General features: G+C 72.5%; 14 protein-coding genes. 5 read left to right on the top strand and 9 right to left on the bottom strand.

Annotated elements, in window-relative coordinates; all coding sequences use genetic code 11:
• Positions 1–57: 57 nt before the first annotated feature.
• The 6 genes from ON759_RS07020 to ON759_RS06995 all read right to left on the bottom strand — a co-directional run bounded on the left by ON759_RS07020 (position 58) and on the right by ON759_RS06995 (position 11,823).
• The gene (locus ON759_RS07020) at positions 58–1,539 is read right to left on the bottom strand and encodes an FAD-dependent oxidoreductase (protein WP_271679657.1); all 1,482 of its coding nucleotides are present in this window, start codon (positions 1,537–1,539) and stop codon (positions 58–60) included.
• Positions 1,536–5,993, bottom strand: coding sequence for a glutamate synthase large subunit (gene gltB / locus ON759_RS07015; RefSeq protein ID WP_271679656.1), 4,458 nt, complete (start codon positions 5,991–5,993; stop codon positions 1,536–1,538). Before gltB ends, ON759_RS07020 begins: the two co-directional genes overlap by 4 nt.
• A 189-nt stretch (positions 5,994–6,182) precedes the next feature.
• Positions 6,183–8,771 (bottom strand): DNA topoisomerase I, encoded by a 2,589-nt coding sequence (locus ON759_RS07010; protein WP_271679655.1) that lies wholly within the window; start codon positions 8,769–8,771, stop codon positions 6,183–6,185.
• A gap of 158 nt (positions 8,772–8,929) precedes the next feature.
• On the bottom strand, positions 8,930–9,421 hold the full coding sequence (locus tag ON759_RS07005) for a DUF494 family protein (protein ID WP_271679654.1): 492 nt from the start codon (positions 9,419–9,421) through the stop codon (positions 8,930–8,932).
• A 48-nt stretch (positions 9,422–9,469) separates the two neighbouring features.
• Complete coding sequence (dprA, locus tag ON759_RS07000) at positions 9,470–10,615, bottom strand: DNA-processing protein DprA (RefSeq protein WP_271679653.1); 1,146 nt, start codon at positions 10,613–10,615, stop codon at positions 9,470–9,472.
• 74 nt (positions 10,616–10,689) lie between these two features.
• Positions 10,690–11,823: a LysM peptidoglycan-binding domain-containing protein gene (locus ON759_RS06995; RefSeq protein ID WP_271679836.1), complete on the bottom strand. Its 1,134-nt coding sequence runs from the start codon at positions 11,821–11,823 to the stop codon at positions 10,690–10,692.
• A gap of 218 nt (positions 11,824–12,041) precedes the next feature.
• Between ON759_RS06995 and def the strand changes: the two genes are divergently transcribed.
• From def to ON759_RS06970, 5 genes are read left to right on the top strand one after another with little or no spacing between them, the layout of a single operon-like run.
• The gene (def, locus tag ON759_RS06990) at positions 12,042–12,557 is read left to right on the top strand and encodes a peptide deformylase (RefSeq protein WP_271679652.1); all 516 of its coding nucleotides are present in this window, start codon (positions 12,042–12,044) and stop codon (positions 12,555–12,557) included.
• A gap of 3 nt (positions 12,558–12,560) precedes the next feature.
• Complete coding sequence (fmt, locus tag ON759_RS06985; RefSeq protein ID WP_271679651.1) at positions 12,561–13,493, top strand: methionyl-tRNA formyltransferase; 933 nt, start codon at positions 12,561–12,563, stop codon at positions 13,491–13,493.
• Positions 13,490–14,773, top strand: coding sequence for a 16S rRNA (cytosine(967)-C(5))-methyltransferase RsmB (rsmB, locus tag ON759_RS06980; protein WP_271679650.1), 1,284 nt, complete (start codon positions 13,490–13,492; stop codon positions 14,771–14,773). The genes fmt and rsmB overlap by 4 nt, the downstream gene beginning before the upstream one ends.
• Before the next feature lie 25 nt (positions 14,774–14,798).
• Positions 14,799–16,505 carry a glycosyltransferase family 39 protein gene (locus ON759_RS06975; RefSeq protein ID WP_345780547.1) on the top strand — a complete coding sequence of 569 codons (1,707 nt, stop codon included), beginning with the start codon at positions 14,799–14,801 and terminating at the stop codon, positions 16,503–16,505.
• Positions 16,492–19,146: a Stealth CR1 domain-containing protein gene (locus ON759_RS06970; RefSeq protein ID WP_271679649.1), complete on the top strand. Its 2,655-nt coding sequence runs from the start codon at positions 16,492–16,494 to the stop codon at positions 19,144–19,146. The genes ON759_RS06975 and ON759_RS06970 overlap by 14 nt, the downstream gene beginning before the upstream one ends.
• On the opposite strand, the gene ON759_RS06965 is transcribed toward ON759_RS06970, so the two are convergent.
• From ON759_RS06965 to ON759_RS06955, 3 genes are read right to left on the bottom strand one after another with little or no spacing between them, the layout of a single operon-like run.
• Positions 19,099–20,622 carry a PH domain-containing protein gene (locus ON759_RS06965; protein WP_271679648.1) on the bottom strand — a complete coding sequence of 508 codons (1,524 nt, stop codon included), beginning with the start codon at positions 20,620–20,622 and terminating at the stop codon, positions 19,099–19,101. The genes ON759_RS06970 and ON759_RS06965 overlap by 48 nt on opposite strands.
• Before the next feature lie 2 nt (positions 20,623–20,624).
• On the bottom strand, positions 20,625–21,149 hold the full coding sequence (locus ON759_RS06960) for a PH domain-containing protein (RefSeq protein ID WP_271679647.1): 525 nt from the start codon (positions 21,147–21,149) through the stop codon (positions 20,625–20,627).
• Positions 21,146–22,072 (bottom strand): lauroyl acyltransferase, encoded by a 927-nt coding sequence (locus ON759_RS06955; RefSeq protein WP_271679646.1) that lies wholly within the window; start codon positions 22,070–22,072, stop codon positions 21,146–21,148. Before ON759_RS06955 ends, ON759_RS06960 begins: the two co-directional genes overlap by 4 nt.
• Positions 22,073–22,079: the final 7 nt, after the last annotated feature.

The raw sequence follows: 22,079 nt of genomic DNA, 5'->3' as shown, positions 1-22,079 counted from the left end.
CGGCGCGGGAACCCCGCAGCGCCCCGTCATTCAGCGCCGGGTCGCGGCGCCGCGCATTCAGGCGCTGGCGAGCAGGGCGGGGATGGCCTTCGCGCCGCGCAGCAGGCGGACGATGCTGGCCGCGGCGTCGCGGCCTTCCTGCACCGCAGTCACCACCAGGTCCGCGCCGCGCACGCAGTCGCCGCCGGCGAACAGGCGATCATGCCCGGTCTGGTAGGGGAGCCGACCGTTGCCGCCGACCTGCAGCCGGCCGTTGGCCTGCGCCTGCACGCCCAAGGCGTCCAGCCAGGCAGGCGCGCGTGGTGAGAACCCGAAGGCGATCACCACCACGTCGGCCTCGAGGATCGATTCGCTGCCGGCGATCGGTTCCGCCGCGCGACGGCCGTTCGCGTCTGCGTCAGCGAGGCGGGTTTCGACCACCCGTACGCCGCATGCCTGGCCCGCGGCATCGGCGAGGATCGCCAGCGGCTGGCGGTTGAACAGGAATTGCACGCCTTCCTCGCGCGCGTTCGCCACCTCGCGGGCGGAGCCGGGCATGTTGGCCTCGTCGCGGCGGTAGGCGCAGGTGACCTGCGCCGCGCCGAGGCGGATCGCCGAGCGCACGCAATCCATGCCGGTGTCGCCGCCGCCGAGCACGACCACGCGCTTGCCGCGCAGGTCGGGCAGCGCGAGCGCGGTTTCCCAGCCGGCGATCGGTCGCCCATCGGGCGCGTCGCCGCCAACGATGCGCCCGTTCTGCACCAGGAATGGCAGCGCCGGCAGCACGCCCGGCAGGTCCTGCCCCGGCAGCCCGCCATCGGTGTAGCGGTACGCGCCGAGGCCGAGGAACACCGCGTCGTAATCCTGCAGCAAGGTTTCGATGCCGACGTCGCGGCCGACCTCGACGCCCAGCCGGAACGCCACGCCCATGCCTTCCAGGACCGCGCGGCGGGTGGCGATGACGGACTTGTCCAGCTTGAAGCTGGGGATGCCGAACTGCAGCAGGCCGCCGATTTGCTCATAGCGGTCGAACACGGTGGCCTGCACGCCGGCGCGCGCGAGGCGATCGGCGCAAGCGAGGCCGGCCGGCCCGGCGCCGACCACCGCGACCCGCTTGCCGGTCGCCACCACCTTCGACAGGTCCGGCCGCCAGCCCTGCGCGAACGCGGTGTCGACGATGTATTTCTCGACCGCGCCGATGGTCACCGCGCCGAACTCGTCGTGCAGCGTGCAGGCGCCTTCGCACAGGCGGTCCTGCGGGCAGACGCGGCCGCACATCTCCGGCAACGGGTTGGTCTCGTGGCAGAGCGCGGCGGCCTCCAGCAGGCGGCCTTCCTGGACCAGCTGCAACCAGTTCGGGATGTAGTTGTGGACCGGGCACTTCGCTTCGCAGTACGGGTTGCCGCAGTCCAGGCAACGCCCGGCCTGGTGGCTGGCCTCGGCCGCGCCGAAGCGGCCGTAGAGCTCGTGCCAGTCGCCTCCGACGCGTTCCGCCAGCGGCACCTTCGCCGGCATCTCGCGCGGCGCATCGCGGAACTGGAAGACCTGCTTGCGACTCATGCGGCGCGCCTCAGGTCGTTGGCCAGCGCGTCCAGGCTGGCCGCCTTCGGCTTCACCAGCCAGAACTTGCCGATGTAGTCGCGGAAGTCCTCGAGGATGCGCCCGGCCCAGGCGCTGCCGGTGTGGCGCAGGTGCGCGTCGAGCAGGTCGGTGAGGTGCTGCCGGTAGTGGTCGAGACCTTCCGGCGAGATCCGCACGATGTCGATCAGCTCGTGGTTGTAGCGATCGACGAAGCCGCGGTCGAGGTCGAGCACGTAGGCGAGGCCGCCGGTGAAGCCGGCGCCGAAGTTCAGCCCGGTGCGGCCGAGCACCGCGACCACGCCGCCGGTCATGTATTCGCAGCAATGGTCGCCGGCGCCCTCGACCACCGCGGTGGCGCCGGAGTTGCGCACCGCGAAGCGCTCGCCGGCGCGGCCCGCGGCGTACAGCTCGCCGCCGGTGGCGCCGTACAGGCAGGTGTTGCCGACGATCGGCGCCTCGCATGCGACGAAGCGGCTGGCGCGCGGCGGGCGCACCACGATGCGGCCGCCGGCCATGCCCTTGCCGACGTAATCGTTGGCCTCGCCTTCCAGCAGCAGGTGCAGGCCGCCGGCGTTGAACGCCCCAAAGCTCTGGCCCGCGCTGCCCGCCAGGTGCACGGCCAGCGGCCGGTCGGGCAGGCCGGCATCGCCGTGGTGGCGCGCGATCCGCCCCGACAGGCGCGCGCCGATGCTGCGGTCGGTGTTGCGGATGGACTCGCGCACGGTGGCGCCCTCGCCGCGTTCGATCGCGCCGGCCAGCGCCGCGTCGAGGCGCGCGGCCAGGCCGTCCGGCGGCGCCTGCAGCGCCGGGCTGCCGCAGTAGGCGGCGGCGTGCGCGGGATCGCGCGCGAGCAGCTTCGACAGGTCGACGTCGACATGCTCGCGGGTGCCGCGCTGCACCTGCTCCAGCAGGTCGGTGCGGCCCACCGCCTCGTCCAGCGAGCGCAGCCCGAGCACCGCCAGCCATTCGCGCACGTCCTCGGCGACGTTGCGGAAGAAGCATTCGGCGCGTTCCGGCAGGCCGCGGAAATGGTCGCGGCGCAGCGCCTCGTCCTGGGTGGCCACGCCGGTCGCGCAATTGTTGAGGTGGCAGATGCGCAGGTACTTGCAGCCCAGCGCGATCATCGGCGCGGTGCCGAAGCCGAAGCTGTCGGCGCCGAGCAGCGCGGCCTTGACCACGTCGAGGCCGGTCTTCAGGCCGCCGTCGGTCTGCAGCAGCACGCGTGCGCGCAGGTCGTTGTGCTGCAACGCCTGGCGCGCCTCCGACAGCCCCAGTTCCCACGGCACGCCGGCGTAGCGGATCGAGCCGACCGGGCTGGCGCCGGTGCCGCCATCGTGGCCGGCGATGGTGATCAGGTCGGCGCCGGCCTTGGCCACGCCGGCGGCGATGGTGCCGACCCCGGCATGGCTGACCAGCTTCACCGAGATCAGCGCCCGTGGGTTGACCTGGCGCAGGTCGAAGATCAGCTGCGCGAGGTCCTCGATCGAGTAGATGTCGTGGTGCGGCGGCGGCGAGATCAGGCCGATGCCGGGCTTGGCATGGCGCAGGCGCGCGATCAGCGGGTTGACCTTGCTGCCCGGCAACTGGCCGCCCTCGCCGGGCTTGGCGCCCTGCGCGACCTTGATCTGCAGCACCTCGGCGTTGATCAGGTATTCCGGGGTGACGCCGAAGCGGCCCGAGGCGATCTGCTTGATCTTGCTGCGCCGCTCGGTGCCGTTGCGCGCGGGATCCTCGCCGCCCTCGCCGGAATTGCTGCGCCCGCCGAGGCGGTTCATCGCGATCGCCAGCGCCTCGTGCGCCTCGGGCGACAACGCGCCCAGGCTCATCGCCGCGCTGTCGAAGCGGCGCACGATCGATGCGACCGGTTCCACCTCGTCCAGCGGCAGCGGCGTGCCGGCCCGCTTCAATGCGAGCAGGTCGCGCAGGGCGGCCGGCGGGCGCCCGTCCACGTGCGCGGCATACGCCCTCCAGTCGGCGCGCTCGCCGCTGCGCACCGCGCGCTGCAGCGACTGCACCACGTCCGGGTTGTACTGGTGGTACTCGCCGCCGTGCACGTAGCGCAGCAGCCCGCCCTGCTCGGGCAGCGCATCGTCGTCCCAGCCGAGGTCGGCCAGTGCGCGTGCGTCCGCCTCCAGCCGCGCGAAGCCCGCGCCGCCGATGCGCGAGGGCGTGCCCTCGAAGCAGCGCGCGACCACCTCGTCCGCCAGGCCCACGATCTCGAACAGCTGCGCGCCGCGGTAGCTGGCGATGTTGCCGATGCCCATCTTCGACAGGATCTTCAGCAGCCCCTTCTTCACCCCGCGCCGGTAGCTGCGGCCGATCTGCAGCGGCTCGCCGCTGGTCTTTCCGCCGAGGATGCCGCGGCGGCCCAGCGCGTGCAGGGTCTGGTAGGCCAAGTACGGGTACACCGCGGTCGCGCCATACCCGACCAGGCAGGCGAAGTGGTGCGGGTCGCGCGCGGTGCCGGTCTCGACGATCAGGTTGACCTCGCAGCGCAGGCCGCGGCGCACCAGGTGCAGGTGCACCGCGCCGGTGGCCAGCAGCGCATGCACGGGCGCGGTGCCGCGCCGTGGCCGGCGGTCGGTGAGGATCAGCAGCTCGATGCCGTCGCGCGCGGCGTCCTCGGCTTCCGCGCACAGGCGGTCGAGCGCGGCCGCCAGCGGGGTGCCGGCATCGAAGTACAGGTCGAGGTAGCGATGCGCGGCGGCGAAGCGCGGCAGCGCCAGCAGCTGGTGCAGCTTGCGCTGGCTCAGCACAGGCGAATTCAGCAGGACGTGGTCGACGTTCTCCGGGCCGTCATGGAACAGGTTGCCCTCGCGCCCGATCTGGGTCGCCAGCGACATCACGCAGTCCTCGCGCAACGGGTCGATCGGCGGGTTGGTGACCTGCGCGAACGCCTGCCGGAAGCAATCGTAGAGTGGCCGCACGCGCTGGCTGACCGCGGCCATCGGGATGTCGTCGCCCATCGAACCGGTGGCTTCCTGCTCGGTCTCGGCGAGCGGCCGCAGCACCGCCTCCTGTTCCTCGCGGGTGAGCTGGAACAGCTTCTGGAAGCCGAGCAGGGTGGCGTCGTCGAAGGGCGCATCGGCCAGCGCCGGGTCGATCAGCTCGGTGTGCAGGTAGGTCATCCCGCGCTTGAGCCATTGCTTGTAGGGCCGGCGCGCGCGGTTGAGCGCATCGATCGCCTCGTTGTCGAGCAGGCGGCCTCCGGCCAGGTCCACCGCGATCATCTCGCCCGGCCCCAGCTTGCCCTTCGCCGCCACCCGGCCCGGCGGCAGCTCCCACACCCCGGCTTCGGAGGCGATCACGAACACGCCGTCGTCGGACAGGGTCCAGCGCGCGGGACGCAGGCCGTTGCGGTCGAGTGCGCAGGCCGCGTGCCTGCCGTCGCACATGACCACGCCGGCGGGGCCGTCCCATGGTTCGGAGTTGATCGCGTAGTACTCGTAGAACGCGGCGAGGTCGGCGTCCTTGTACTCCAGCGACTGCGTGGCCGGCGGCATCAGGATGCGCATGGCCTTGGGCAGGTCCATGCCGCCGAGCAGCAGCCACTCGAGCATGCTGTCCAGGCTCTGCGAGTCGGAGCCATGCATCGACACCACTTCGTCGAAGCCGGACACGTCCAGCAGCGGCGAGCGCCACACCCCGCGGCGCGCCTGCGCCCAGCGGCGGTTGCCTTCGATGCTGTTGATCTCGCCGTTGTGGGCGAGCCGCCGGAACGGATGCGCCAGCGGCCAGCGCGGCAGGGTGTTGGTGGAAAAGCGCTGGTGGAACACCACCGCGCGCGCGGCCAGGCGCGGGTCGGCGAGGTCGGGGAACAGCTGTGGCAGGCGGTCCGGCAGGACCATGCCCTTGTAGCCCAGCAGGCGCGGCGACAGCCCGACCACGTAGAAGTCGGGCTCATCGCGTAGCGCCTGCTCGGCGCGCTTGCGGGCCAGGAACAGCTGGCGCTCCAGCGCGTCGGCGTCGGCCTCGTCGCTCTCGACGAACACCTGTTCGATGGCCGGCATCGACGCCTGCGCCAGCCGCCCGCAGGCCGCGGGATCCACCGGCAGCGCGCGCCACCCGGCCACCCGCGCGCCGACGGCGGCGAGTTCGGCGTCCAGGCGGCTGCGGCAGGCGGCCGCGCGCGCGGCGTCGCGTGGCAGGAACACGTTGCCGGCGGCGACCGGGCCGGCGTGCAGGCCGATGCCGGCGTCGGCGGCGAGCTGGCGCACGAAGCCGTCGACCCCGTGCAGCAGCACGCCGCAGCCATCGCCGGACAGGCCATCGGCGGCGACCCCGCCGCGGTGCGCCATGCGCGACAGCGCGTCCAGGGCGATGTCGACGATCGCGCGCGAACCGTCGCCCGCGACCTGCGCGATCAGGCCGAAGCCACAACTGTCGTGTTCGCTCGCGGGGTCGTACAGAGCCCCATCCAGGCCGTGCTGCATGGTGGTGTCCGTCGGGGTGGGACGAGGCCATGGCGCACTGCACCAAGGCATCGCTTCATCCGAATAGACCACAATTTGTGCGGCGCGACAACCGCCTGCGACGGCGGAAAAACCGTTACGAAAGAAACCACTTAGCGGCATGCCGGGACGGCAGGCCGATCCCGGGCCGGATGCCCCCGGTGGTATCGGTCAGAACGGCGCGTCCTCGCGTGCCGGCTTCTTGACCACCCGCTTGCCGCCGGCAACCACCGGCTTGGCGGTCAGCACCGGCTGCGCCGGTTCGATGCCCGACATCGACTTGAACGGCTTCGCCGCCGCGGCGGCTTTCTTCGCGACCTTCGTCGTGGCTTTCTTGGCGGCCTTCTTGACCGCTTTCTTGACCGCCTTCTTCGCGACCTTGGCCGGTGCCTTCTCGGCGGCCTTCTTCGCCACGGTCTTGGCTGCCGCCTTCTTGGCGCCGAAGCCGCGGCGCGCCGGCTTGCCGGTCTCCTGCAGCAGTTGCTGGACCTCGGCCAGGGTCAGCGACGCCGGCTCGCGGTCCTTGGGGACCTTGCCGTTGAGCTTGCCGTCGCTGATGTACGGACCGAAGCGGCCGTTGAGCACCTGGATGTCGCTCTCCGCCCATTCCTTGATCACCCGGTTGCGCGCGATCTCTTCCTTCTCCTCGATCAGGAACACCGCGCGTGCGAGTTCGATGGTGTACGGGTCGTCCTCCTTCTTCAGCGAGGCATAGGTGCTGCCGCGCTTGGCGAACGGCCCGAAGCGGCCGATGCCGACGCTGACCGGCTCGCCGTTGGAGTCGCCGAGGGTGCGCGGCAGCTTGAACAGTTCCAGCGCGTCCTCGAGGGTGATGGTGTGCATCGACTGGCCGGGACGCAGCGAGGCGAATTCGAGCTTCTCGTCCACGTCCTTGTCGCCGATCTGCGCGTACGGCCCGTAGCGGCCGAGGCGGACGCTGACCGGCTTGCCGGACTTCGGGTCGGCACCGAGCTCGCGCGCGCCGGTGGCCTCGCTGCGGTCCACCGATTCCGCCTTCTGGTCCACCAGTTCCTTGAACGGACCCCAGAATTTCTCCATCAGCGGGATCCACTCCTCCTCGCCGGCCGCGACCGCGTCGAGTTCGTCCTCGAGCCTGGCGGTGAAGTCGTAGTCGACGTAGCGGGTGAAGTGCGTGCTGAGGAAGTTGGAGACTGCGCGGCCGACGTCGGTCGGGCGGAAGCTGCGGCCTTCCATTTCCGCGTACTTGCGGAACAGCAGGGTCTGGATGATCGAGGCGTAGGTCGAAGGACGGCCGATCCCGTACTCCTCCAGCGCCTTGACCAGCGCGGCTTCGGTGAAGCGCGGCGGCGGCTGGGTGAAGTGCTGGTCGGCGTGGATGCGGTCCAGCGGCACGTTGTCGCCGGGCTTCATCAGCGGCAGCTTGCGGCCTTCGTCGTCGTCGTCCGCGGTCTTGCTGTCCTTGCCTTCCTCGTACACCGCGAGGAAGCCGGAGACCACCACGGTGGTGCCGCTGGCGCGGAAGCTGTGCTCGCTGCCGGCGGCAAGTTCCACGGTCACGGTGTTGAGCGTCGCCGGGATCATCTGGCTGGCGACGCTGCGCTTCCACACCAGGTCGTAGAGCTTGCGCTCGTCGTCGGTCAGGAAGCGCGCGACCTGCGCCGGGGTGCGCAACGCCGAGGTCGGGCGCACCGCCTCGTGCGCTTCCTGCGCGTTCTTCGACTTGGTCTGGTAGGCGTTGGGCTTGTCCGGCAGCGCCTCGGTGCCGTAGTCGCGGGCGATCACGTCGCGGATCTCGGCCAGCGCGTCCTGCGACAGGTTCACCGAGTCGGTACGCATGTAGGTGATCAGGCCGACGGTGCCCTCCTCGCCGATCGCCACGCCCTCGTACAGCTTCTGCGCGACCTGCATGGTCTTGCGGGTGGTGAAGCCGAGCTTGCGCGCGGCTTCCTGCTGCAGGGTCGAGGTGGTGAACGGCGGCGCCGGGCGGCGCTTGCGTTCCTTGCTGGCGACGTCGGTCACGTGCAGCACGCCGCCGGCGGCGCGCTGGATGCGCGCGCGCGCGGCCTCCGCGTCCTCGCCGTTGGTGATGCTGAACTCGAGGTTCTTGGTGTCGCTGACGTACTTCTTGCCGTCGAGCTTGGACAGGCGCGCGGTGAAGCCCTGCGACGGGTGCGCGACTTCGGCCTCGATCGACCAGTATTCGTGCGCCTTGAACGCCTCGATCTCCTCCTCGCGCTCCACGATCATGCGCAGCGCCGGCGACTGCACGCGCCCGGCGGACAGGCCGCGCTGTACCTTGCGCCACAGCACCGGCGACAGGTTGAAGCCCACCAGGTAGTCCAGCGCGCGGCGCGCCTGCTGGGCGTCGACCAGGTCGCTGGCGATCGCGCGCGGGTGGCCCATCGCCTCCTTGATCGCGCGCGGGGTGATCTCGGTGAACACCACCCGCTGCAGCGGCTTGTCGCCGACCAGGTTGCGCTCGCGCAGGATCTCGGCGATGTGCCAGCTGATCGCCTCGCCCTCGCGGTCCGGGTCGGTCGCCAGGTAGAGGTTGTCGGCGGCCTTGGCGGCCTTGGCGATGGCCTCGACGTGCTTCTCGTTCTTGTCGATGGTCTCGTAGCGCATCGCGAAGCCGTGGTCGGGATCGACCGCGCCCTCCTTCGGCACCAGGTCGCGGACGTGGCCGTAGCTGGCGAGGACGGTGAAGTCCTTGCCGAGGTACTTGTTGATCGTCTTGGCCTTGGCGGGCGACTCGACGACGAGGAGGTTCTTGGCCATGCGGCGGAGCTTCCGAAGAGGGGATGAAGGGCGCGCGAAGGCGGCGCCCGGAGATGCCAACGCCCGGGGTGTCGGCCCCGGGCGTTCGGTCTCGTCTTATTACAGTGGAATCACGCGGGGGGGCGCCCTGTCAAGCGGCGACCCGCCCGCGGGCCCGGTCAGTGCACCGGTTCCGGCTCGTCCAGGAACATCTGGGTTTCCATCCAGGCGTAGGCGGCCTCGCTGCCCGGCTGGTTGAACAGGACCATCAGCACGACCCATTTCAGGTCGTCCAGCTCCAGTTCCTCCTGGTCCAGCGCCATCGCCCGGTCCAGCACCAGTTCGCGCTGGTCGGCGTCCAGGATGCCGTGCTGCTCCAGGAACAGCAGGAAGCCGCGCGCCTCGGTGTCGAGCTTGGCCAGCTCCGCGCCGTGGAAGACGCGGGTCGGGCCGCCCACCCGCGGTTGCCCCGGGGCAGGCCGCTGGCGCGCCAGCGCGTCCAGCCAGTCGAAGGCCTTGCGGATTTCCGCGACCGAGAAGCCGGCCTCGGTCAACTCGCCCACCAGCGGCCCGTTCTGGGCGGTCAGGTCGTCGCCCGGATGGTCGAAGGCATCGTTGGTGAAGTAGTGCTCGAAGAGGTACAGCAGGACGTCCAGGATGCTTTCTTTCATGGCCCTCGGCCTGCGCCACCCGGGCGCCTTGCACGCGATCCACTGGCTTCAGGCCCCGGTCCGGGTGTAGCGACCGTGTTCCGACGTGACCCGCCCGTCCAGCTCCCACGCCAGCAGGATGGACGACACATTGGCAGCCGTCAATCCGCTGCGTTCGACCAACTCATCCATACCCGTTGGGTCATGGCCCAGCGCCTCCCACAACCGATGGTGGTCGCCATCCGGCGGCGGCGCGTGGGTCGGCGGCCCGTGCGCGACGCCCGCCGCCACCGGTCCAAGGCTGCCGCGCAGGGTGCGGGCGAGGTCGGCGGCCAGCGGTGCCAATGCTTCCAGCACCTCGGCTGGCGACTCCACCAAGGCCGCGCCCTCGCGCAGCAGGCGGTGGCAGCCACGGGCCATGGGGTTGTGGATCGAGCCCGGCAGGGCGAACACCTCGCGCCCGGCCTCGGCCGCGAGGCGGGCGGTGACCAGCGCGCCGGAGCGCTCGGCGGCCTCGACGACCAGCACGCCCAGGCTCAGGCCGGCGAGGATCCGGTTGCGGCTGGGGAAATGCTGGCGCAGCGGGCCGGTGCCCGGCAGGTGCTCGCTGGCCACTGCGCCTTCGGCGGTGATGCGCTCCAGCAACGGACGATGGCGGACCGGGTAGGCGACGTCGGGCCCGGTCCCGAGCACGGCCACCGTCGCGCCACCGGCCTCCAGTGCGGCCTGGTGTGCGGCCCCGTCGATGCCGGCCGCCAGCCCGCTGGCCACGCACAGGCCGGTCGCGGCCATGGCCCGGGCAAAGCTGGCGGCGTTCGCGCAGCCGCCGGCGGTCGCCGCGCGGCTGCCGACGATGGCAAGCGCCGGGCGCCACAGCAGCGCCGGGTCGCCGGCCACGAACAGCAGGGCTGGCGGGCTGGCGATCCGCCGCAGCAGCGGGGGATAGTCGGGGTCGCGCCAGCCCAGGACGTGGTGGCCTGGGTCCGCCAGCCAGCGCTCGCCACGGCGCAGCGCGTCCGGGTCCGGATTGCGCAGTTCCCGTACCGCTTCGGCGGGGATGCCGTGGCTCGCCCAGTCGCGCGGTCCGGCGGCCAGTGCCGCCGCCGCGCTGCCATGGCTGTCCAGCAGGCGGCGTTGCAGGCCCGCGCGCAGGCCGCCGGCGGCCAGGCGCAGCAGGGCAGGGGCGTCGGTCGCGGTGGCTGGGGCATCGGGCATGCCGCCAGCCTGGGCCGGATACGACGACGGCGCCCTCGGGCGCCGTCGCATGCAGGGGTCGGGAAACCCCGCGGTCAGTAGGTCGCGTCGGGATGCTTGAGCTCGTAGCCGACGCGCGCCGGCTTCACCGCGCTCATGACCAGCGCGTAGCTGACCTTGTCGAAGGTCCGGAACACCATCGCGTGGCCCGCGAATTCGTCGGGCAGGCGCACCTTGCTCTCGAACAAGGTCACGTCCTCGTCGCGATCCAGGCCCGACTTCACCCGGTCGGTGACCGAGTTGCCCCTGCGCCAGATGGAGAACACGGTGCCGTTGTCGATGCCCTGGGCGCTGCCGCCCGAGATCGCGATGACGTCGTGCGGGCCGCCCGAGGTCAGCATGTCCGAGACCGCCATGACCTGCAGGCGCCCGTACTCCTGCTCCTGCTTGGGCGGATGCGGGATGAACTGCAGGTCGTAGGGCTGGGCTTCCACCGGGACCAGCCGGTCGCCGACGCGGACCTCGCGGCCCTCGCTGTCCAGCAGGAGCGTGGCCGCCATCTGGCCGCCCATGTCGCCGCGGGTGACCGTACCGGTGGACTGGGTCATGAGTTCGTAGCCGAGGAACTCGTTGCCCTTGTCGGGGAACACCACGTTGCTCCAGTACGTCTCGGCATCGCGCATGGGCTCCCCACGCGCATCGAGATCCTCGCTCTGGAAGCGGTCGCAGCAGTAGCCGGAGCGATCGACAAACCGGTAACGCTTCTCCGGCCGCACCACCAGGTAACGCTGGCCGGGGGCGACGCCGTCGAGGCCGCGGATGTAGGCGACCTGCCCGTGGCTGCTGCGCATCCGGTCCTCCTCGAGGCCCACCACGTAGGGCAGGCCGTCGAGGCTCTCCACCATCCGCAGGTCCTTGAGGAAGGGCTCGACTTCGGACAGCGACACCGCGTTGACCGGGCCGTCCGTGCGCGGGCCGGCCTGGATGCTGGCGGCGACGCGGTCCAGGTAGGCCAGGCTGATCACGTCGCCCGGATAGATGAGGTGCGGGTTCTTGATCTGCGGGTTGGCTTGCCAGATCTCCGGCCACAGCCAGGGCTTCTGCAGGAAGCGGCCGGCGATGTCCCACAGGGTATCGCCGCGCTTGACCACGTAGGACTCGGGGTGGTCGCCGCGCAGTTCCACCGCGGCGGCATAGGTGGCCACCGTCAACAAGGCGGCGGCGAGCATCGTGCGCAAGCCGCGCGGACGCACGGCCTTGCGACGCACTGCCTCAGAAACACGTTCAAGCATGGCGGCCATCTCCCCGCTCCCTATGAAAAAACCCCCCTGAAGCCGGGCCACTATAGCCCACAAGCGCGGTGCCCGGGCAAGCGGGCAGCCAGCTTGCGCGCGTTACAATCGTGGCGTCGTTCGCAGTTGTGACGCCCCGTCCAGGATTTTCCCCCATGGCCTTGCTCCCCATCCTCGAGTTCCCCGACCCGCGCCTGCGCACCCGGGCGGTCGACGTCGACCCTGCCGAACTGGCGACGCCGGCGTTCCAGGCGCTGCTCGACGACATGTTCGAGACCATGTACGAGGCCCCGGGCATCGGCCTGGCCGCGAGCCAAGTCGACGTGCACAAGCGGTTCATGGTGATCGACGTGACCGAGGACCGAAGCCGGCCACTGGTGTTCGTCAATCCGGAGATCGTGGCCAGCGAGGGCGGTCAGGTCTACCAGGAGGGTTGCCTCTCGGTGCCGGGGATCTTCGCCGACGTCACCCGCGCCGACTCCATCACCGTCCGCTTCCTCGACCGCGAGGGCCAGTCGCGCGAACTCACCACCGACGGCCTACTGGCGGTGTGCATCCAGCACGAGATGGACCACCTGCTGGGCAAGCTGTTCGTGGACTACCTCAGCCCGCTGAAACGGGAGATGGTGCGCAAGAAGCTGGCCAAGGCACGCCGCGCCGCGGCCGCCTGACCGATGAGGATCGTTTTCGCCGGCACCCCGGAGTTCGCGGTGCCCTGCCTGCGCGCGGCCGCGAACAAGGCCGAAGTCGTCGCCGTCTACACCCAGCCGGACCGCCCCGCCGGGCGCGGACGCGGGCTGGCGCCGTCTCCGGTGAAGCTGGAGGCGGTGCTGCGCGGGATCCCGGTCCACCAGCCCGAGCATTTCCGCAGCGCCGCGGCCAAGGCCGAACTGCGCGCGCTGGCGCCCGACCTGATGGTGGTGGTGGCCTACGGGCTGATCCTGCCGCAGTCGGTGCTCGACATCCCTGCCCACGGGTGCTGGAACGTGCATGCCTCGCTGCTGCCGCGCTGGCGCGGGGCCGCGCCGATCCAGCGGGCGATCGAGGCCGGCGACGCCCGCACCGGGGTCTGCCTGATGCAAATGGAGAAGGGCCTGGACACCGGCCCGGTGTTGCTGGCGCAGGCGCTCGACATCGGGCCCGACGAGACCGGCGGCCGCCTGCACGACCGGCTTGCCGACCTCGGGGCGCAGGTGCTGTCCGACGCGCTCGGGCTGCTGCGTGCCACCATCCAGTTGCCGCCGCATCCGCAGCCGGACGCGGGCGTGACCTACGCGCACAAGATCGACAAGGCCGAGGCGCGGCTCGACTGGTCGCAACGGGCCCGCGTGCTGGCCAACAAGGTGCGCGCCTTCAACCCGTGGCCGATGGCGGAGACGCTGCTCGGCGGCGAACGCGTGCGCATCCATGGCGCGGTTGCCCTCGACGAGGCGCATGGCGCCGTCCCGGGCAGCGTCCTGCGCGCCGGCCGCGACGGCATCGACGTGGCCTGCGCGGATGGCGTCCTGCGCATCCGCGTCCTCCAGCGCGAGGGCGGCAAGGCGATCACCGCCGCTGACGCGCTCAATGGCGGGTTGCTGAAGCCGCGCGAAGACGCTCGGCGATGAGCAGCGGCGTCGCCGTGCGGGTCGCGGCTGCCCGCGTACTCGACGTGGTGATGCATCGCGGGCGTTCGTTGAAGGCGACGCTCGCGGCGGCATTGCCGGCCCTCGCCGATGCCCGCGACCGGGCCCTGCTGGAGGCGATCGTGTTCGCCGCCTTGCGCCAGCACGCGCGCTTCGACGCGGCTATCGAAGCCTGGCTGGCGAAACCGCTTGGTCCGCGCGACCAGGAACTGCGGGCGTTGCTGCATGCGGGGTTCGCGCAACTGGACCTGGGCATGCCGGCGCATGCGGCGCTCGCCTCGACCGTGGAGGCCGCCCGCCGGCTGGGCCGCCCCCACCAGGCCGGCCTGGTCAACGCGGTGCTGCGCCGCGCGCAGCGCGAAGGCTTGCCGGAGGCACCGGCCGACGCCGGCTGGCCGCGCTGGCTGGCGGCCAAGGTGCGCGCCGACTGGCCGGCGGACGCCGATGCGGTGTTCGCCGAAAGCGCGCGCGCCGCGCCGATGTGGCTGCGGGTCAACCGCCGCGTGGCGTCGCGCGACGCGTGGCTGGAAGATGCGCGCGCTGCCGGGATCGCCGGCGAGGGCGTGCCGGGGTTGGCGGATGCGGTGCGGCTGGAGGCGGCACGCCCGGTCGACCAGCTGCCGGGGTTCCAGGCCGGCGCGATTTCCGTGCAGGACGGCGCCGCGCAGGCGGTGGCGGATGCACTGGCGCCGGCGCCCGGCGCGCGGGTGCTGGATGCCTGCGCCGCGCCCGGCGGCAAGGCCGCGCACCTGGCCGAGCGCGACCCCAGCCTGCGCATCCTCGCGCTGGACATCGATCCGCGGCGCGTGCGGCGGATGCAGGACACGTTCACGCGGCTCGCGCTCGCGGTCGAGGCGCGCATCGCCGATGCCGCCGCGCCCGGGGCGTGGTGGGATGGCACGCCGTTCGACGCCATCCTGCTGGACGCGCCCTGCAGCGCCACCGGGGTGGTCCGCCGCCAGCCCGACATCCTGCTGCACCGACGCGAAGCCGACCTCGCCGCGTTGCTGGCGACCCAGGCGCGCCTCCTCGACGCCTGCTGGCCGCTGCTCGCCCGGGGCGGCACGCTGCTGTACGCCACCTGCTCGATCCTGCGCGACGAGAACGCGGCGCAGGTCGACGCGTTCGTTTCGCGCACGCCGGATGCGCGGGTGCTGCCGCTGGATGACGCATTCGGGCGCGATGCCGGGGTCGGCCGCCAGCGCCTGCCGGGCGACGCGGGCATGGACGGGTTCTTCTACGCGCGCCTCGCCAAGGCCTGACCCGCGCCACCGCTAGAATCGCCGGATGACGCCCACCCGCCGCGCCACCTGGCTGTTCTGGCTGTTCGCCGTGCTGATCCTGGCCACCGGCCTGGGCCTGCGCGATCCGTGGCCGGCCGACGAGCCGCGCTTCGCGCTGGTCGCGCGGCACATGGTCGAAAGCGGCAACTGGCTGTTCCCGCAGCGCGGCAGCGAGCTGTATTCGGACAAGCCGCCGTTGTTCATGTGGTTGCAGGCGGCGTTCCTCGTGCTCACCGGCAACCTGCGCATCGCCTTCCTGCTGCCCTCGCTGCTGGCCGCGCTGGGCACGTTGTGGTGCGTGCTCGACCTCGGCCGCAGGCTGTGGACGCGCCGGATCGGCGTGTACGCCGGCTGGCTGGTGCTGCTGGCGATCCAGTTCACCTGGCAGGCCAAGAAGGCGCAGATCGACCCATTGGTGGTGTTCTGGATCACCCTGGCCAACTACGGGCTGCTGCGGCATGTGCTGCGCGGGCCGGACTGGCGGATGTGGGCGTTGGGCTGGGCCGCCGCGGGACTGGGCACGATCAGCAAGGGCGTCGGCGCGATCGCGCTGCTGATGCTGCTGCCGGCGGCGGTCGCGTCCCTGCGCGGCTGGCCCGGGGTACGCGTGCATGCGCGCGACCCGCGCTTCTGGCTGGGGCCGCTGGCCTTCGTCGCTGCCTGCGGGGTGTGGCTGGTGCCGATGCTGGTCGCCGCGCTCGGCCAGGGCGGCCCGGAATACCGTGCCTACGTGGACGACATCCTGCTGCGGCAGACGGTCACCCGTTATGCCAATGCCTGGCACCACGGCCAGCCGGCCTGGTACTTCCTCGAAGTCGCGCTGACCGCGTGGCTGCCGACCGTGCTCGCCCTGCCATGGGCGCTGCCGGCCTGGCGCCGCCGCCTGCGCCGCCGCGATGCGCGGTACCTGCTGCCGCTGGCCTGGGTGGTGCTGGTGCTGGTGTTCTTCAGCATTCCCTCGGGCAAGCGCGACATGTACATCCTGCCGGCGTTGCCGATGCTGGCGCTGGCGATCGCGCCGCTGCTGCAGGGCCTGTTGCGCCGGGCGGCTGCACAGCGCCTGCTGCTGGGGTTCGTGCTGGTGTTCGCGCTGGCCGCGCTCGGTGCGGGGTTGGCGATGCTGGGCGGCGAGCCCGGCTTCGAGCGGCGTTTCATGGAAGGCCGCGAGCCGCTGGTCGCGCAAGGGGTGGCGGCGATGCTGGTGGCGGTGGGCGCATGCGGGCTCGGTGGCGCGTTGTGGTTTGGGCGCCGTCGCGCGCACCGTGCGCTGGTGGCGATGTTCACCGTGCTGTGGGTGCTGTACGGGCTGGTCGCGGCGCCGCTGCTCAACGACGGGTCGTCCTCGCGCGGGCTGATGCGCCGGGTCGGCGCGACGATCGGCGCGGAGGCGCAGCTCGGCCTGGTCGGCTGGCGCGAACAGCAATTGCTGATGGCCGACCGCCCGGCGACCGACTTCGGCTTCAAGCGTCCCAAGCCCGAACAGTTCGCGCTGGGCCTGGCCTGGCTGCGGCAGGCGCCGGCGGCTCGCTGGTTGCTGGTGCAGGAGGCGGCGCTGCCCGACTGCGTGGACCGCGGCCTGGCGCGCGACATGGGCAACGCCAACCGTCGCACCTGGTGGCTGCTGCAGGCGCCGGCCGCCGCGCGCTGCGATGGGCGTGCCGCGACCGCCACCCCGGCCACGACGCCCGCGGACGACGATGCCGATGAATGAGGCGGTGGACGCCGTCGTCACCTGGGTCGATGGGGCCGATCCCGCGCATCGGCGCAAGCTCGACGACTACCTCGCCAGCCTCGGCCGGCCGCGCCCGGCGACCGCCGACCCGACGCGCTTCAACGACGACGGCGAGCTCGGCTGGTGCCTCGCCTCGATCCTGCGCTTCGCGCCATGGTTCCGCACGGTCTGGATCGTCAGCGACGGCCAGCGCCCGCCGCAGCTGGACGCACTGCGCGGCACGCCCTGGGAAGCGCGCGTCCGCCTGGTCGACCACGCCACCCTGTTCGCCGGCTTCGAGCGGCACCTGCCCACCTTCAACAGCCGCAGCATCATCAGCCTGCTGTGGCGCATCCCGGGCCTGGCCGAGCGCTTCGTCTACTTCAACGACGACTTCTTCCTGCTGCAGCCGGTGGCCGCGAGCGACTTCTTCCGCGGCGAGGCGATCGTGCAGCGCGGCGGCTGGCGGCCGCAGGCGCGCTTCCGCTGGGACAAGCGACTGGCGCGCCTGCTCGGGCGGCGCGCCCGCGACGACGACGACCGCGCCGGCAACCACGTGGCGCAGGAACTGAGCGCGCGCCTCGCCGGTTTCGAGGATCGCTACTTCCGCCTGTACCACAACCCGTTCCCGTTCCGGGTCTCGGCGATGGCGGCGTTCTTCGCCGCGCATCCGGACTTGCTCGAGGCGCAGGTGGCGCATCGCCTGCGCTCGGCGCGCCAGTTCAAGGGCGAGTCGCTGGCCGCGCACCTGGCCTTCGCGCAGCAGCGGGCGGTGGTCGACAACGCACGCCGCGTGGTCCAGCTGAAGCCGGCCGAGCAGGCCGGCTGGCGGCTGCGCGCCAAGCTGCGCGAGGCCGACCGCGACCCGCGCGTCGCCTTCGCCTGCGTGCAAAGTCTGGAACGCGCGACGCCGGCGTTGCGCGCCGAACTCGCGGGTTGGCTGGACCGCCGCATCGGCACGCTGCGGGACGCTGCGGGACGCTGCCGACGCTGCCGTATCCTGCGCGCGATGACGACTTCCCCGACCAGGGCGACCGACGCCCTGCGCGACCTGCGCGCGCCGTTGCTGGCCTGGGCCGCGATCGCGCTGGCCTCGATCTTCCTGCACGGCCCGGTGCCGCTGTATTCCACCCGCAGCCTCGCGGTGGCATGGGAGATGTGGGATCGCGGCAGCTGGCTGGTGCCGCTGTTCAACGGCGCGCCGTATTCGCACAAGACGCCGCTGCTGCCGTGGCTGATCCATGCGGGCTGGGCGGTGGGCGGGATCAACGACGTGTGGCCGCGCCTGCTGATGGTGGCGCTGGGCGCCGTGGTGGTCGCGCAGGCGGGCGTGCTCGCGCGCCGGCTGTATCCCGACCGGCCGCGGATGCCGGCGCTGGCCGCATGGGCGATGGCGGGGTTCTGGTACTTCTTCCTGTTCGCGCTGCAGGTGATGTACGAGTTGCCGCTGGCGGTCGCGGTGCTCGGCGGCGTGCTGGCGCTGTGCCGCCGCCGCGGCGACGCCTGGGTGCCGTGGTGGCCGGGGCTGGCGCTGGCGGTCGGCGTCGGCCTGCTGGCGAAGGGGCCGGTGGTGCTGTTGCACCTCGGCATCCCGTTGCTGGCCGCGCGCTGGTGGCATCCGCTGGCGCAACGCGAGGGCGCCGCCTTCGCCCGGCGCGCCGGGTTGGCGGTGCTTGCCGGCATCGGCCTGTTCGCGCTGTGGCTGGTGCCCGCGCTGGTGCTGGGCGATCCGCAGTACCGCGAGGCCTTGCTGGTCACCCAGACTGCGGGCCGGATCAAGGACAGCTTCGATCATGCCGAGCCGTGGTGGTGGTATGCGCCACTGTTGTTGGCGCTGATGGCGCCGTGGTGGTGGTCGGCATGGTGGTGGCGGCAGGTGCCGGCGCTGTGGCGTGAGTCCCGCCACCGCTTCGCGTGGAGCTGGCTGCTCGGCATGGTGCTGGCCTTCAGCCTGATCAGCGGCAAGCAGCCCTATTACCTGCTGCCCGACTTCGCCGCGTTCGCCCTGCTGCTGGCGGCGGCGGCGGACGCGCGGCCACGACTCGGCTGGGTCGGCGGGATCGCGGTGCTGCTCCTCGGCGGGCTGATGCTCGCGGCGCGCCTGCTGGCCGTGCGCATCGACCAGCCGTTCCCGCCGGAGCTGCTGGCCAGCGTGCCGCTGGCCGGTGCCGCGCTGGTCGTGGTCGGCATCGCGATGCTGCGCTGGCGCAGCCTGCCGGCGCAGGCGCTGGGCGTGCTGCTCAGCTTCGCCCTGCTGCACGCGGCGGCCACGCCCTTGCTCAAGGCGCAGTTCGACTTCACCCCGACCGCGCGCCTGCTGGGCGAGGCCGAGCGCGCCGGCACCCGCATCGCCTTCCTCGGCGAATACCAGCTGCAGTTCCATTTCGCCGGGCGCCTGCACGCCCCGCTCGCGGTGCTCGACGAGGCCGATGCGCGGCGCTGGGCGGAAGCCCATCCGCGCGACCTCATCGTGGTCAATACCCGCGAGGAGTGGACGCTGGCGGGCCCGCGGCCGGTGCACCAGCAGCGCTGGCGCACGCGCTGGATCCAGGTCTGGCGCGCCGGTGAATGGCGGGCGCTGCCGGCCCAGCAGCTACCACTGCAGCCGACGGCCGGCCAGCTGCGTTACCAGCCGCGCTGACAGGGCCTCGGCCGCCTCGCGCGGCAGGTGGCGCAGGTGCAGCGGCGGGCCGAACGGGGTGGCGCCGGCGGTGTCCAGCAGCAGGCTGGCCATGCCGAGGCGGCGGTCGAGTGGCGATTGCGACAGCCGCACGGCCTGCAGCTTGCCGATCTCGGCGAGGTTCCACGCCTTCGACAGCCAGCCGCTGCGCCAGGCGACCAGCCGGCCGTTGCAGGCCCAGCCGCAGGCATCGGCGATCCGCCGCGCGCGCCACAGCTGCAGGGGCACGGCGAGCAGGCCAAGCGCGCCCCACGCGCCGAAGCGCAGCGCCAGCAACGCGGTCGCCAGGAGCACGACGACCAGTCCCGGCAGCGCGATCCGCCACCACGCGCCACGATGCAGCGGCTGCCAGTCGAGCGTGTCCCAGCCCATGCCGGGCAGGAAATGCGCCAGCAGCGCGTCGCAGCGCGCCGGGGTGGCGATCGGGGCGATGTCCTTGAGCGCATGCACGCCGGCCTCGCGGCCGCGCTGGCCGCTGGCGGTGTCGACCCGCAGGCTGCGGCGGTCGAACCAGCGGTGCAGCACGCCCTCGCGCAGCGACCAGGCCTGGATGCGCCGTCGCCTGGCCGAGGCCCGCGAGCGCGCGAGCAGGCCGCGTTCGACCAGGAGGCGGCCGTCGTCCTCGCGCAGGGCGAAGCCGTGGTACTGCAGGATCGCCAGCGCCACCGACAGCAGGCGCACCGCGACCAGCGCGGCGACCAGCAGGGTCGCGGTGGCCAGCCCGATCGCCAGCGGGCTGTCGTGGGCATGCGCGCCGATGGTGCGGGTCAGCCAGCCGAACGCGAGCTTGCCCCAGCGCTCGATGAGGCTGGCGAAGAGGTCGTTGCCGGCCTGCGCCAACGCGCCGAACGCGGCGGCCACCACCAGCATCCCGCGGTTGGAGATCAGCCCCAGGCGGACCAGTTCTGGCGTCGACAGGGTCAGCAGCGGCGCGGCGGGCGCGGCGTCCGCCGCCGCCTCGCTGCCGGCCGCCTGCCCGCGCCGGCGCACCAAGGCTTCGAGCGCGAGCGCCTGGTCCATCCGCAGCACGCGCATCTGCGCCTCCGGCTTGACCCCGCCGGCGGACTCCAGGCGCACTTCGGCGACGCCGGCCAGACGGTGCAGCAGCGACTGCTGCAGGCTGACGTTGTGGATCCGCGCGAACGGGATCTCGCGCCGGCTGCGGTGCAGCCAGCCGCTGCGGATGGTGATCGCGTCGCGCCCCAGCTGGTAGCGGTAGGTGAGGTACTGCGCCAGCGATGCGACCACCAGCGCGCCCACGGCGAGCAGGCCCCACAGGTCGTTGCGGTCGCCGCGGCCGGCGAACAGCAGCACCACCAGCGGCACGATGAATTGCTTGAGCTGGGCGACCAGCACGAACAGCCACGACAGCGGGTGCAGGCGATGCTCGCGGCCGTCGCGCGGGAGCGTGCCCGGGTCGTCGATGCGCGGGTCCATCGCTACAGCGCGTCCCCGGCGTCGTCGAGCTGCCGGGCCAGCGCGTCGCGCAGGGCCTCGGCATCGGCTTCGTCCAGCCCGCGCACGGTGATCCCGCTGAGGTGCACCGCGGCGGTGTGGACCACCAGGGTGGCCAGCCGGAAGCGGCGCTCCAGCGGCCCGTGCTTGAGGTCCACGTGCTGCACCCGGCTGGCCGGGACGCGGGTCTCGCGCCACCACAGCCGGCCCTGCCGCAACCACAGGCCTTCGGCGTCCAGCTTCCAGCGCTGGTGGCGCAGGCGCCTTCCCAGCCATGCGCCGAAGCCGCCGCCGAGTACCAGGGCGAGGCCGCCCAGCCCGATGCGCAGGCCGCCGCCGAGTCCATCCGCCGCGGCAAGCGGGCCGGCGACCGCACCGATCGCACACAGCGCAAAGATCGCGGCGAGGAAGCCCGCATGCAGGCGCACCGCGCGCGCCGGCGGGGCATGCCAGTCGGCGGTCGGCGGCGCCGTGGCGCGGGGTTGATCGATCGAGGCGGGGTCGGTCATGGCGCGGGCTTGTAGGGGTTGGTCTCGCCGCTGGCCGGCGGGCGGTATTTGTAGCGCTTGTAGGTCCACTGGTACTGCGCGAAGTCGCGGCGGGCGATCGCCTCGACCCCGGCATTGAGCGCGGCCACCGCGCGCGTCGGGTCGGGATCGGCGATGCCGTCGGGTGCCTCGGCCACGTGCAGGGCGAAGCGCGGCGAGCCGGTGCCGGGCAGGCGTTCGCACCAGGCGAACAGGACGCGCGCGCCGCTGCGCGCCGCGAGCCGGCCGAGCAGGGTCATGGTCAGCGCCTCGCGGCCGAAGAACGGGGCGAACGCGCCGTCGCCGACCCGCGGCTGCTGGTCCGGCAGGATGCCGACCACGCCGCCGCGCTGCAGCCGCTTGAGCAGGGTGCGTACGCCCGCGGCCTCGGCGCGGACCTGTTCCACCTGGCCGCCGGCGTTGGCGCGGACGCGGCGCAGGAAGGCTTCGCCCGCCGCGGATTCCGGCGGGCGGTACAGGATCGCCAGCGGGGTCTTCGCGGCGAGCCACTGGTTCAGCAGCTCCCAGTTGCCCATGTGCGGGGCCGCCACGATCAGCCCGCGACCATCGGCCAGGGCGGCACCGAACAGGGCCTCGCCGTGGAGCTCGGCGATGTCGGCCAGGTTGCGCGCCGCCGGGCGCGTCCACAGGCGCAGGGTTTCGAAGGCCTGGCGGGAGGTGGTGCGCAGGATCTCCCGCAGCAGCGCCTCGCGGGCGGCGGGCGCCAGGTCCGGGCGCACCAGCTCGAGGTTGCGCCGCGCCACCCGCGCCTCGCGGCCATTGCTGGCCCGCGACAGCCAAGCCATGGCATCGGCCAGCGCGCGCAGGACCGGCCAGGGCAGGCGTGCCGCAGTCCAGGCGAGCGCGTACAACAGGGCGGCGGCGGCTTCGGTCATCGGGTCCATTGTGGAG

It is taken from the genome of Thermomonas mangrovi, from assembly GCF_028201335.1.
Classification (GTDB): Bacteria; Pseudomonadota; Gammaproteobacteria; order Xanthomonadales; family Xanthomonadaceae; genus Thermomonas; species Thermomonas mangrovi.
This window is presented reverse-complemented; position numbering and strand designations above follow the sequence as displayed.